This window comes from Streptomyces sp. MH60, from assembly GCF_002939385.1.
In the GTDB taxonomy this organism is placed as follows: Bacteria; Actinomycetota; Actinomycetes; order Streptomycetales; family Streptomycetaceae; genus Streptomyces.
This window is the reverse complement of record NZ_MULI01000051.1, coordinates 1-11,849: the sequence shown is the minus strand read 5'-3', so window position 1 is coordinate 11,849 and position 11,849 is coordinate 1. Positions and strand designations below refer to the sequence as shown.

General features: G+C 72.1%; 11 protein-coding genes. 6 read left to right on the top strand and 5 right to left on the bottom strand.

Annotation, left to right across the window (positions count from 1 at the left end; all coding sequences use genetic code 11):
- Positions 1-12 precede the first annotated feature (12 nt).
- Positions 13-933, bottom strand: a complete 921-nt coding sequence (locus BZZ08_RS26165; RefSeq protein ID WP_104634705.1) for a hypothetical protein — start codon at positions 931-933, stop codon at positions 13-15.
- 74 nt (positions 934-1,007) lie between these two features.
- On the opposite strand from BZZ08_RS26165, the gene BZZ08_RS26160 reads away from it, so the two are divergent.
- From BZZ08_RS26160 to glmM, 4 genes are all read left to right on the top strand, one after another.
- On the top strand, positions 1,008-2,213 hold the full coding sequence (locus BZZ08_RS26160) for a glycosyltransferase 87 family protein (RefSeq protein ID WP_241965567.1): 1,206 nt from the start codon (positions 1,008-1,010) through the stop codon (positions 2,211-2,213).
- Between the two features lie 208 nt (positions 2,214-2,421).
- Positions 2,422-2,865 (top strand): 50S ribosomal protein L13, encoded by a 444-nt coding sequence (rplM, locus tag BZZ08_RS26155; protein ID WP_031041507.1) that lies wholly within the window; start codon positions 2,422-2,424, stop codon positions 2,863-2,865.
- A gap of 42 nt (positions 2,866-2,907) precedes the next feature.
- Complete coding sequence (gene rpsI / locus BZZ08_RS26150; protein ID WP_087807730.1) at positions 2,908-3,420, top strand: 30S ribosomal protein S9; 513 nt, start codon at positions 2,908-2,910, stop codon at positions 3,418-3,420.
- A 224-nt stretch (positions 3,421-3,644) separates the two neighbouring features.
- Complete coding sequence (gene glmM / locus BZZ08_RS26145; RefSeq protein WP_104634703.1) at positions 3,645-5,003, top strand: phosphoglucosamine mutase; 1,359 nt, start codon at positions 3,645-3,647, stop codon at positions 5,001-5,003.
- 99 nt (positions 5,004-5,102) lie between these two features.
- Here the strand turns inward: glmM and BZZ08_RS26140 are convergent, their stop codons facing one another.
- Together BZZ08_RS26140 and coaA are read right to left on the bottom strand one after the other, a co-directional pair.
- Positions 5,103-6,053, bottom strand: coding sequence for a DUF389 domain-containing protein (locus BZZ08_RS26140; RefSeq protein WP_104634702.1), 951 nt, complete (start codon positions 6,051-6,053; stop codon positions 5,103-5,105).
- A 116-nt stretch (positions 6,054-6,169) separates the two neighbouring features.
- Positions 6,170-7,159 carry a type I pantothenate kinase gene (gene coaA / locus BZZ08_RS26135; RefSeq protein ID WP_104634701.1) on the bottom strand — a complete coding sequence of 330 codons (990 nt, stop codon included), beginning with the start codon at positions 7,157-7,159 and terminating at the stop codon, positions 6,170-6,172.
- Between the two features lie 237 nt (positions 7,160-7,396).
- Here coaA and BZZ08_RS26130 point away from each other — a divergent pair, with 237 nt between their 5' ends.
- Both BZZ08_RS26130 and glmS read left to right on the top strand, forming a co-directional pair.
- Positions 7,397-8,203, top strand: coding sequence for a hypothetical protein (locus BZZ08_RS26130; protein WP_104634700.1), 807 nt, complete (start codon positions 7,397-7,399; stop codon positions 8,201-8,203).
- Positions 8,204-8,313: 110 nt separating this feature from the next.
- On the top strand, positions 8,314-10,164 hold the full coding sequence (gene glmS, locus BZZ08_RS26125) for a glutamine--fructose-6-phosphate transaminase (isomerizing) (RefSeq protein ID WP_104634699.1): 1,851 nt from the start codon (positions 8,314-8,316) through the stop codon (positions 10,162-10,164).
- 15 nt (positions 10,165-10,179) lie between these two features.
- On the opposite strand, the gene BZZ08_RS26120 is transcribed toward glmS, so the two are convergent.
- The gene (locus BZZ08_RS26120) at positions 10,180-10,647 is read right to left on the bottom strand and encodes an ASCH domain-containing protein (RefSeq protein ID WP_104634698.1); all 468 of its coding nucleotides are present in this window, start codon (positions 10,645-10,647) and stop codon (positions 10,180-10,182) included.
- Positions 10,648-10,688: 41 nt separating this feature from the next.
- Positions 10,689-11,849, bottom strand: a 1,161-nt coding sequence (locus tag BZZ08_RS26115; protein ID WP_104634697.1) for an NAD(P)H-hydrate dehydratase, incomplete at its 5' end; no start/stop codon positions are given.

The window sequence follows — 11,849 nt, the reverse complement described above, 5'->3', positions numbered from 1 at the left end:
AGCGGTGAGCCGTCAGCCCTCCGCCGCCGCGGACGCCTGGGCCTCGCCGCGCCGGCGGATCTGCCGGAAGGCGAACTCGGCCAGGTCGTCACCCGCGCGGAACACGCCGGTGGACTTCTCCGTGACGTCCTTGCCGTTCGTGAACCCGGCGACGGTGAAGTAGGCGTAGCGGCCGTAGGAGTTGGTGGTGGAGCGGCAGACGGCGCCGGTGCAGAAGGACTTGACGCCGCCGCCGGACAGGGAGCGCACGATGCTCTTCTTGTCGGCGTCCTTCTTCGCCTTCGTGGCCTGCGCCTCGGTGTCGAAGACGGCCACCCCGACGGTCACGGCCGTGTCGCCCTTGGTGTAGGTGACGCGGATCAGGCGGGTGCACTTGTTGGTGTCGAGGACCCTCGGCAGGGTGCCCTGGACGGCGGAGCCGCAGGTGCGGGTGTCGGCCGTCGGGCCCTTCTTGTACACCGTCTCGCCCATGGTCAGCTGGGTCCCGGGGAAGAGCAGGTCGGGGCTGAGCGGGGCCTTGTCCTTCTTGACGCTGGAGACGAAGTCCTTCGGGTTCAGCGGCGGCGGGGCGCTGGTCGGGGCGAAGGACGGCTCGGTGGCCGTCGCGCTGGGTATGTCCGCCGTCGACGGGAGCTGCGCGGAGGGACCGTCGGACGCCTGGTCCGAGCCGTTCGCCGAGACCACGGCCACCGCGACGGCACCGGCTATCGCCACGGTGGCCAGCGCGCCGCCACCGATGAGGAACAGCCGGCGCCGCTTGGCACGGGCCTCGGAGGCCTCGGCGAGAGCGGCCCAGTCCGGCGAGTTGTCACCGCTCCCGCTGTTCCAGGGCTGCTGGGACTGCGGCTGCTGTGACTGCTGGGACTGCGGCTGCTGCGATTGCGGTGTCCAGGGATCCCACTGCGACTGAGGTCCCCCCTGCCCAAAGCTCATGGGGCGCATCTTAGACGGGCCGAAGGGCGTGCTGGTGCGGGGACTTGGGGGCCGCAGGGCCTAGCGTTCCGTTCATGCGGACGGGCAAAAGCGACATCTCCGGGTGGTTGGTGCGGCCGGCGGGAGGGCATCCGTGGGCGGTGCTCGTGACGGTGCTGGCGGCATCCGCCGCGCACGCGGCGCGGACGACCCCGGACGGCGGGATGGACAACGCGATCGTCGTGCGGGCCGCCCGCACCTGGCTGGCCGGCGGCTCCCCCTACGACGACCCGCACTTCCTCTACCTGCCGAGCGCCGTCCTGGCCGCCGTCCCGCAGGCGCTGCTGCCCGGGGCCGTACTGCGGGTGCTGGTGCCGTGCGCGGTGACGGCCCTGCTGACCCTGGCCTGGGCCTGCGCGCTGCGGCTGCACCGGGTGCCGCTGGGCAGCCGCCTCGCGGTCCTCGGGCTGACCGGGCTCGCGCTGGGCTTCGCGCCGTTCGGGCACCTGGTGCGGCTCGGCAACTGGACGGTGACGGCGACGGTGGCGCTGCCGCTGGCCCTGCTGCTGGCGAGCCGGGGGCGCTGGACGGGGGCGGGGGTCGTCATCGGGGCGGCGGTGGCGCTCAAGCCGCTGCTCGCGCCGGTCCTCCTGCTCTTCCTCTTCGCCGGACGGTGGCGGGCGCTGGCCGCGGCCGTCCTGGTGCCCGCGCTGGCCTCCGCCGCGGCGGCCCTGGCGATGCCCGACCCGGCGGGCTTCTTCACTCGCACCCTGCCCTTCCTGCTGCACGGCGACGACGGCTTCGTACGGCTCTACGAGGCCTCCCCGGCGGCCGTACTGCCCCGGCTCGGGGTGCCACCGGCGCTCGCGCTGGGGCTCGCGGTGGCGGCCGCCTGCGCCGGAGTGCTCTGCGCGTACCGGCGCTGGCGCCGCGCCGATCCCGGTCCGCTGCGGCTCGCGGAGACCGGCGCGGGGCTGATGCTCTCGGCGTTCCTCGTCTCCCGGCCGTCCTACGACCACTACCTCCTGGTCGCCCTGCCGCTGCTGCTCGCCGGGCTGCCGTACGGTGGTTCGGTGGCCCGCGGGGTGTGGTTCTGGATCGCCCTGGTGCCCCAGGTACCCGGCCTGACCTGGCCCTGGCTGGAGGGGGAGCGGCGGCGGGCCTTCCGGGACGCGTTCACGCTGTGCGTGCTGGCGGTGGCGGTCGCCCGGCAGGCCCGGACCGGTCCGGCGGGCGCGGACGACCGGGTCCCGCAGGGCCGGGCGCCGCAGCCGGAGCGTGCCCCCGCGGCCCCGTTTTGACCCGGCCGCCGGGGCCCGGGTATTCTGCACAGTCGTATGTGTATTGGCTTGCTCATTCTCACGTGAGGGGCCCTTACACCGGTCCACCGGGACCGATGACCAGCGATCTGCACGCGGTATGCGTCACCGCGGTGCGGTCAGGGCTGTCGTGATCGTCTTCGGTGACCAATGTCAGGACCACTCACTGAAGAAGCGAAGGCTACGAACCGTGCGTACGTACAGCCCCAAGCCCGGCGATGTGACGCGCCAGTGGCACGTCATCGACGCTCAGGACGTCGTCCTGGGGCGTCTGGCCTCCACCACGGCCTCCATCCTGCGCGGCAAGCACAAGCCGATCTACGCGCCCCACGTCGACACCGGTGACTTCGTCATCATCATCAACGCCGACAAGGTGCACCTCTCCGGCAACAAGCGGACCCAGAAGATGGCGTACCGCCACTCCGGCTACCCGGGCGGCCTGCGCTCCGTGCGCTACGACGAGCTGCTCGACAAGAACCCGGAGAAGGCCATCGAGAAGGCCGTCAAGGGCATGCTCCCGAAGAACTCCCTGGGCCGTCAGATGCTCTCGAAGCTGAAGGTCTACAAGGGTGACCAGCACCCGCACGGCGCGCAGCAGCCGCAGCCGTTCGAGATCACCCAGGTCGCGCAGTAAGTCCGGCCACCCCCTAAGACTGAAGAGAATCTGAGGAGCATCGTGGCCGAGACCACTGCCGAGCAGCCGCTCGAAGAGATCGACATCGACAGCTACACCACCGAGTCCGAGGTCCCCGTCGAGGGCGAGTACACCTCGGAGTCCATGGCCTCCGCGTTCGGCGAGCCCCAGCCGGCCGCCGGCCTGGGCCGTCGCAAGAACGCCATCGCCCGTGTCCGGATCGTCCCGGGCACCGGCAAGTGGAAGATCAACGGTCGCACCCTTGAGGACTACTTCCCGAACAAGGTGCACCAGCAGGAAGTCAACGAGCCCTTCAAGGTGCTCGAGCTCGACGGTCGTTACGACGTCATCGCCCGCATCGCGGGTGGCGGCGTCTCCGGCCAGGCCGGCGCGCTCCGTCTCGGTGTCGCCCGCGCCCTGAACGAGGCCGACGTGGACAACAACCGCGGCGCCCTCAAGAAGGCCGGCTTCCTGCGCCGCGACGACCGCGCGGTCGAGCGGAAGAAGGCCGGTCTGAAGAAGGCCCGCAAGGCTCCGCAGTACAGCAAGCGCTAAGTCGTACCGGCTGGTACCGGCTGTACTCCGAACGCCCCGGCGGCACGCCACTGTGCTGCCGGGGCGTTCGTTTATCCCCGCCGTTGGGCGTATAACGGCACAAGACGTTCTAAGGCTTATGTGATCGTTGGTCGGGCGCTGTTCGCCCGGGCGTTCGGGAGCCGACTGCGTGGGCCGCACTCATCGGCAGCCGCTCCGGAACTGACGTTTCCTCAGGAGGACAAGTGGGACGACTCTTCGGCACGGACGGCGTGCGCGGTGTCGCCAACGCGGATCTGACGGCCGAGCTGGCGCTGGGCCTCTCCGTCGCCGCGGCGCACGTACTGGCCGAGGCGGGCACCTTCGCCGGGCACCGGGCGACCGCGGTGGTCGGCCGGGACCCACGTGCCTCCGGGGAGTTCCTGGAGGCCGCGGTGGTCGCGGGCCTGGCCAGCGCCGGCGTGGACGTGCTGCGGGTCGGCGTGCTGCCGACGCCCGCGGTGGCCCACCTCACCGGCGCGCTCGGCGCCGACCTCGGCGTGATGCTGTCCGCCAGCCACAACGCCATGCCCGACAACGGCATCAAGTTCTTCGCCCGCGGCGGCCACAAGCTCGCCGACGAGCTGGAGGACCGCATCGAGTCCGTCTACGCCGAGCACCGCACCGGCGCCCCCTGGGACCGCCCGACCGGCGCCGGGGTCGGCCGCGTCCGGGACTACGACGAGGGGCTCGACCAGTACGTCGCCCACCTCGTCGGCGTGCTCCCCAACCGCCTCGACGGACTGAAGATCGTCCTCGACGAGGCGCACGGCGCCGCCTCCCGGGTCTCCCCGGAGGCCTTCGCGCGGGCCGGGGCCGAACTGGTCACCATCGGCGCGGTGCCCGACGGCCTCAACATCAACGACGGCTGCGGCTCCACCCACCTCGACCTGCTCAAGGCCGCCGTCGTCGAGCACGGCGCCGACCTCGGCATCGCCCACGACGGCGACGCCGACCGCTGCCTGGCCGTGGACCACACCGGTGCGGAGATCGACGGCGACCAGATCCTCGCCGTGCTCGCGCTCGCGATGCGGGAGCGGGAGGCGCTGCGCTCGGACACCGTCGTCGCCACCGTCATGTCCAACCTGGGCTTCAAGCTGGCCATGGAGCGCGAGGGCATCCGGTTCGTGCAGACCGGCGTCGGCGACCGGTATGTGCTGGAGGAGATGAAGGAGCACGGCTACGCCCTCGGCGGCGAGCAGTCCGGGCACGTCATCATCCTCGACCACGCCACGACGGGTGACGGCACGCTGACCGGCCTGATGCTGGCGGCGCGGGTCGCGCAGACCGGGCGTACGCTGCGGGACCTCGCGTCCGTGATGGAGCGGCTGCCGCAGGTGCTGGTGAATGTGCCGGACGTGGACAAGTCGCGGGTGAGCACCTCTGCCGAGCTGGCCGCGGCGGTGTCCGAGGCGGAGCGGGAGCTGGGGAGCACGGGGCGGGTGCTGCTGCGTTCCTCCGGGACCGAGCCGTTGGTGCGGGTGATGGTGGAGGCTGCCGATATCGAGCAGGCTCGGTCTGTGGCGGGGCGGTTGGCCGATGTGGTGAAGTCCGCGCTGGGGTAGTTTTCGGGGCCGGGTTGGGGGTGAGGGGTTCTGTGCGTTGCGGGGTGCCGCGCCGTCGTGGCTTGTCGCGCAGTTCCCCGCGCCCCTGGGTGGGTGACCTCAACCGGCCTTGTCAGGTTTGGTGAGTCGGCTTCGCTGGGTCGACCACAGTGCCTTCTGGGCCAGCAGGGTCAGGGTTCCGGCTACCACGATGCCTGCCAGGTTGAGCAGGAGTTGTTCGGTGGAGCCCACCGTCTGGTTGGTGTCGCCGAAGCTCAGGGCGACGGCGGCGTTCGCGGCCGCCGGGACCGTGGTGACCGAGATGGCGACGCCCACCAGGGCGCCGGACTTGGCCGAGGTGAGGGACAGCGTGCCCGCGATGCCGGCCAGGACCGCCACCACGAACGAGAAGGCGTCGGGGGCGTAGACGAAGCCGGTGTTGGGGCGGTCGCCCTCCAGCTTGCCCTCGCTGAACAGGTCGAGGGCGGCCATGATCCAGCTGAAGCCCACGGTCACCGCCATCGCCACGGCGAAGCCCACCAGCAGGGCGATCGCCGACCGCAGGGCGAGCCGCGGGGCCCGCTGGACGATCGCCGTGCAGATGCCGGCCAGCGGGCCGAACTCCGGGCCGACCGCCATCGCGCCCACGATCAGGATGGCGTTGTCGAGGACGACACCGCAGGCCGCGATCATCGTGGCGAGCGTGATGAAGGCGACGTAGGTGATGGAGAGCGTCGACTCCTCGTGCGTCGCCTCCTCCAACTGCTCCCACAGCACCGCGTCGGCTGCCTCGCCGGGCGCGTCCCGCTCCGCCTGGTCGGCGCGCTCGGACAGCGACAGGTCGATGTTCTCGGCGGTGATGGCGCCGCTGTTGTCGATGCCCAACCCGCGCAGGCCGTTGATGAGTTCGTCACCGGCCTCGCGGGCCACGTCGCACATGACGACGTCGCCCTCCGGTTCGCGGGCGGCGCCCGGCAGGACGACGAGGTGGGTGGTGCCGACCGTACGGTCGATCAGGCGGACCACCTCGTCGGTGCGGTCGGCCGGGGTGATCAGGCGCAGATGCAGCATCCGGTAGTTCTATCGCGCCGCCCGTCCCGCATGCACCGGCCGTCTCGCATGCACCGCCGGTCCCCCACGCACCGCCGGTCCCACCCGCACCGCCTGCCCCGCAAGCACCGCCCGCCTCACAGCTTGCGCAGGCTCAGGCGCTGCACCTTGTGGTCGGGGCCCTTGCGCAGCACCAGGGTGGCCCGGCCCCGGGTGGGGGCCACGTTCTCCACCAGGTTCGGCTTGTTGATGGTGCGCCAGGTGGTGCGGGCGTAGTCGAGGGCCTCCGCCTCCGACACCTGCGTGTACTTGCGGAAGTACGAGGACGGGTTCTGGAAGGCGGTCGCGCGCAGCTTGCGGAAGCGGGCGAGGTACCAGCGCTCGATGTCCTCGGTGCGCGCGTCGACGTACACGCTGAAGTCGAAGTAGTCGGCGAGTCCGACCCTGGTGCGGCCGTCCTTGCCGGGCAGCGCGGGCTGGAGCACGTTCAGGCCCTCGACGATCAGGATGTCGGGGCGGCGGACCACGAGCCGCTGGTCCGGGACGATGTCGTAGATCAGGTGGGAGTAGACCGGGGCGGTCACCTCCGCCTTGCCCGCCTTGATGTCGGCGACGAACCGGGTCAGCGCCCGGCGGTCGTACGACTCGGGGAAACCTTTCCGCGACATCAGGCCCCGTGCCTCCAGCTCCCGCGTCGGCAGCAGGAAGCCGTCGGTGGTGACCAGCTCCACGCGCGGGTGCTCGGGCCAGCGGGACAGCAGCGCCTGGAGGAGACGGGCGACGGTGGACTTGCCGACCGCGACCGAACCGGCGACCCCTATGACGAAGGGGGTGCCGGACTGGGAGCCCTGTTCGCCGAGGAAGGTGTTGAGCGCGCCGCGCAGACCGTCGGTGGCGCCGACGTAGAGGTTGAGGAGCCGGGACAGCGGGAGGTAGATGTCCCGCACCTCGTCGAGGTCGATGACGTCGCCGAGGCCGCGCAGCTTCTCGACCTCCTCGGCGGTCAGTGGCTGCGGCGTCTTGTCGCGCAGCGCGCTCCACTCGGGGCGGGTGAGGTCGACGTAGGGAGTCGCCTCCGGCCGATGCCGGTGGGCGCTCCGGGGAATCGAGGGGACCGGAGAGATCACAGTCCATTGTTAACGGAGTACGAACGGGGCGGCAGGTGGGGTGTGTCACGCCCCGGTGAGATCACAGTCGGGTCTCGGCTGGCCGGATTCGATCGTACGTGCGATTGCCGTAGGTAAGGTGCGGGCAAAGTCGACCGGATTCAAACCTCTGTCTCGATGCAACTCGACAGAATCCGGCGCAATCTGACATCACCCCACCCTTTGGGTCCACCCGCATCCCGACGAAAGAGTGCCCAAGTGAGTTCCATCGCTGTCCGCCGTACCGCCCTCGCGGCCTCCGCCGCCGCCCTCGCCCTGCTCGTCACCGCCTGCGGCGGGTCGTCCGACGACGACGGCGCGGCCGGTGACGACAAGGCCAAGGCGGAGCAGTCCGCCCCGGCGGGCGACTCCGGCGGGTCCGCCCCGGCGGGCAAGGCGCTGACCGCCGCTGAACTGGAGAAGGTCGCCCTGGCCCAGGCCGACGTCAAGAACGGCGAGGTCGCCACCGAACTGTCGGCGGACGACCAGGTGGCCAAGGACAAGATCTCGACGGACGACAAGGCCTGCCTGCCGCTCGTCTACGTCCAGGGCGCGGTGGCCCAGGGCGAGCCGGCGGCGGACGTGCAGCGCTCCTGGCAGGGCCAGTCGGAGTCGCCCTCCGAGAGCAAGGGCCCGGACGGCCAGGACATGACCGATGTCGACGTGAACAAGATCCTGCTGAACGTCGCCTCCTACGCGGACGGCGGCGCCGAGCAGGCGGTGGCGGGTCTGAAGGCGGCCGTCGAGAAGTGCGCGGGCGGCTTCGTCGCCACCGTGGGCAGCGACAAGATGCAGATCACCGAGGTGAGCGGGGCGGACGCCCCCAAGGGTGGGGACGAGGGGCTCACCGTCAACATCGGTGTGGCCACCGGCGGGGACGGCAGCGGGCTCATGAAGCTCGTCGTGGTCCGCAAGGGCGCCACCCTCGCCACCTTCAGCGCCGTCAACCTCTCCTCGATGATGACCGGCGCGGAATTCAAGGTCCCCGCCGAGGTCGTCGACGCGCAGGTCGCCAAGCTCGGCTGACGCCCGGGGCGCGGACGGCGTTCGTACCCCGGTGGGAATTTCCGATTTCGGGCAGAGAACGGCCGCTTCGGGATCGCTTCATCACCGATCTTGCTCGTAGGCTGCCGCGTATGTGCGGAATCGTGGGATACGTAGGGCCTCAGTCGGCACTCGACGTCGTGATGGCCGGACTGAAGCGGCTCGAATACCGGGGGTACGACTCGGCGGGCGTCGCCGTGCTCGCCGACGGCGGCCTCGCCACCGCCAAGCGGGCCGGCAAGCTCGTCAACCTCGACAAGGAACTGTCCGAACATCCGCTGCCGTCCGCCGCCACCGGTATCGGCCACACCCGCTGGGCCACCCACGGCGGACCCACCGACGCCAACGCCCACCCGCACCTCGACAACGCGGGCCGGGTGGCCGTGGTCCACAACGGCATCATCGAGAACTTCGCGCCGCTGCGGGCCGAGTTGGCGGAGCGCGGCCACGCGTTGGGGTCGGAGACCGACACCGAGGTCGTCGCCCACCTGCTCGCCGAGGAGTACTCGTCCTGCACCGACCTCGCCGAGGCGATGCGGCTGGTGTGCCGGCGGCTGGAGGGCGCGTTCACGCTGGTCGCGGTGCACGCCGACGCGCCGGACGTGGTGGTGGGCGCGCGCCGCAACTCCCCGCTCGTGGTGGGCGTGGGGGAGGGCGAGTACTTCCTCGCCTCGGACGTCGCGGCCTTCATCGCCCACACCCGGGACGCCGTCGAGCTGGGCCAGGACCAGGTCGTCGAGCTGCGCCGGGACGAGGGCGTCAGCGTCACCGCCTTCGACGGCACCCCGGCCGACGTCCGCTCCTACCACGTCGACTGGGACGCCTCGGCCGCCGAGAAGGCCGGCTACGCCTCCTTCATGCTCAAGGAGATCGCCGAGCAGCCGAAGGCCGTCGCCGACACCCTCATCGGCCGCATCGACGGCTCCGGCACGCTGAGCCTGGACGAGGTGCGCATCCCCGCCGGGGTGCTCCGGGAGGTCGACAAGGTCGTCGTCGTCGCCTGCGGTACGGCCTTCCACGCCGGACTGATCGCCAAGTACGCCATCGAGCACTGGACCCGGATCCCCTGCGAGGTCGAGCTGGCCAGCGAGTTCCGCTACCGCGACCCCATCCTCGACCAGCGGACCCTGGTCGTCGCGATCTCCCAGTCCGGCGAGACCATGGACACCCTCATGGCGCTGCGCCACGCCCGCGAACAGGGCGCCCGGGTCCTCGCCATCTGCAACACCAACGGCTCGACGATCCCCCGCGAGTCCGACGCCGTGCTCTACACCCACGCGGGCCCCGAGGTCGCCGTCGCCTCCACCAAGGCGTTCCTCACCCAGCTTGTGGCCTGCTACCTGGTCGCCCTGTACCTGGGGCAGGTGCGCGGCACGAAGTACGGCGACGAGATCGGCGACGTCGTCCGCGACCTGTCCGGCATCTCCGACGCGGTCGAACGGGTCCTGGGCACCATGGACCCCGTGCGGGAACTGGCGCGCTCGCTCGCCCACAAGAAGACGGTGCTCTTCCTGGGCCGGCACGTCGGTCACCCCGTCGCCCTCGAAGGCGCCCTCAAGCTCAAGGAGTTGGCGTACATGCACGCCGAGGGCTTCGCGGCGGGCGAGCTGAAGCACGGGCCGATCGCGCTGATCGAGGAGGACCTGCCGGTCGTGGTCGTGGTGCCGTCCCCGCGCGGCCGGTCGATCCTGCACGACAAGATCGTGTCCAACATCCAGGAGATCCGCGCCCGCGGCGCCCGCACCATCGTCATCGCCGAGGAGGGCGACGAGGCGGTCGTCCCCTACGCCGACCACCTCGTCCGGGTGCCGGCCACCCCGACCCTGCTGCAACCCCTGGTGACCACGGTGCCGTTGCAGGTCTTCGCCTGCGAACTGGCGACGGCCCGCGGCAACGAGGTGGACCAGCCGCGGAACCTGGCGAAGTCGGTGACGGTGGAGTAGGCCCGCGACGGTGCCTCAGCAGCCGGTGGCGGGCAGCACGGTGACGACGCGGAAGCGTTCCAGGACGGCCGGTGTCGTGTCGTCCACCGTGAACTCCGGGTCGTCCAGCGCCGCGCGCATCTCCTCGCCGTGCCAGAACCGCTCGTGGCCCGTACGCCACTCGGCCACGCCGGTGTACCCCTCGCCCTCGTCGACCGCGTGGGCGAGGTCCACGTCGGCGAGCGGGACGACACGCACCTCCGTCACCTCGATGACGGCGACGGGGAGTCCGCGCGAGTCGACGACCACCTCGCGGCGCCCGGCCCGCGGCAGCGGCTCGCCCTCGTGCGCGTAGTCGGCGACCAGACCGGTCGTGGAGGTCTTCGAACCGTCGAGGACGGCCGCGACGAGCTGGTCGCGCAGGGGCCCGGGGAAGCCGAACTCGGCCTTGGGGAGCGAGTCGAGGTCCGAGAGGGGCGGGGCCGGGTCCGGTGCGGGGGTCATGCGATCACCGTACTGGGGAGGCCCCCGCCCGGGCCCCCGGCTCAGTCCCCCCGCACCCCTCGCACATCCCGCCAGGCCCGCGGGACCGCCTCGGCCACGTCGTGCGCTCCCGCCGGTGCCCCCTCCGTCGCGAAGCGGCCCGCCAGGCCGTGCAGGTACGCGCCCACGCTCCCCGCGTCCAGCGCCGACAGACCCGCCGCGAGCAGCGACCCCGCCAGGCCGGACAGCACGTCCCCGCTGCCGGCCGTGGCGAGCCACGAGGTCCCCGTCGCGTTGACCCGGACGGGGCCGCCCTTCGCACGGGCCACCAGGGTCGTCGAGCCCTTCAGCAGCACGGTCGCCCCGTACCGCGCCGCCAGTTCGCGCACCGAGGCCAGCCGCGACTCCTCGACCTCCTCCCGGCCCACCCCGAGCAGCGCCGCCGCCTCCCCGGCGTGCGGGGTCATCAGCGTCGGTGCGCTGCGCGCCCGGACCGCGTCCGCGTCGGCCAGCCGCAGGCCGTCCGCGTCGATCAGCACCGGCACCTCCGCCGCCAGCACCTCCGCCACCGTCGCCGCGTCGTCACCGGCGCCCGGTCCGACCACCCACGCCTGCACCCGCCCCGCCCGCCTCGGCCCCTGGTCGGACACGAGCGTCTCCGGGAAACGGGCGATCACCGCGTCCCCGGCCGGGCCGACGTACCGCACCGCCCCGGCCCCGCCCCGCAGCGCGCCCGCGACGGCGAGCACGGCCGCACCGGGGTAGCGGGCCGAGCCGGCGGCGATGCCCACGACCCCGCGCCGGTACTTGTCGCTCTCGGCCGCCGGAACCGGCAGCAGGCGTGCCACGTCCGCGTGCTGCAACGCCTCCAGCTCGGCCGCCTCGGCGGGCAGCGGCAGGCCGATGTCCACCAGCCGCACCGCACCCGCGTACTCCCGCGCCGGATCGATCAGCAGCCCCGGCTTGTGCGTCCCGAACGTCACCGTCAGGTCCGCGCGGACCGCCTCCCCCCGCACCCGACCCGTGTCCGCGTCGACCCCGCTCGGCAGGTCGACGGCGACGACGGCGGCCCGGGACCGCGCGGCCGCGTCCGCCAGCGGCACCGCCGCCTCCCGCAGCCCGCCCTTGCCGCCGATCCCGACGATGCCGTCCAGGACCAGGTCGGCCCGCGCGATCGACTCCCCGGCGGCACCGGAGGCCCCGCCCTCCGCGACCCGCCCGCC

Bases quoted from the DNA above. Each gene is read 5' to 3' on its own strand.
- BZZ08_RS26165 (WP_104634705.1), bottom strand. From the start codon at position 933: ATGAGCTTTGGGCAGGGGGGACCTCAGTCGCAGTGGGATCCCTGGACA.
- BZZ08_RS26160 (WP_241965567.1), top strand. From the start codon at position 1,008: ATGCGGACGGGCAAAAGCGACATCTCCGGGTGGTTGGTGCGGCCGGCG.
- BZZ08_RS26140 (WP_104634702.1), bottom strand. From the start codon at position 6,053: ATGCTGCATCTGCGCCTGATCACCCCGGCCGACCGCACCGACGAGGTG.
- glmS (WP_104634699.1), top strand. From the start codon at position 8,314: ATGTGCGGAATCGTGGGATACGTAGGGCCTCAGTCGGCACTCGACGTC.
- BZZ08_RS26120 (WP_104634698.1), bottom strand. From the start codon at position 10,647: ATGACCCCCGCACCGGACCCGGCCCCGCCCCTCTCGGACCTCGACTCG.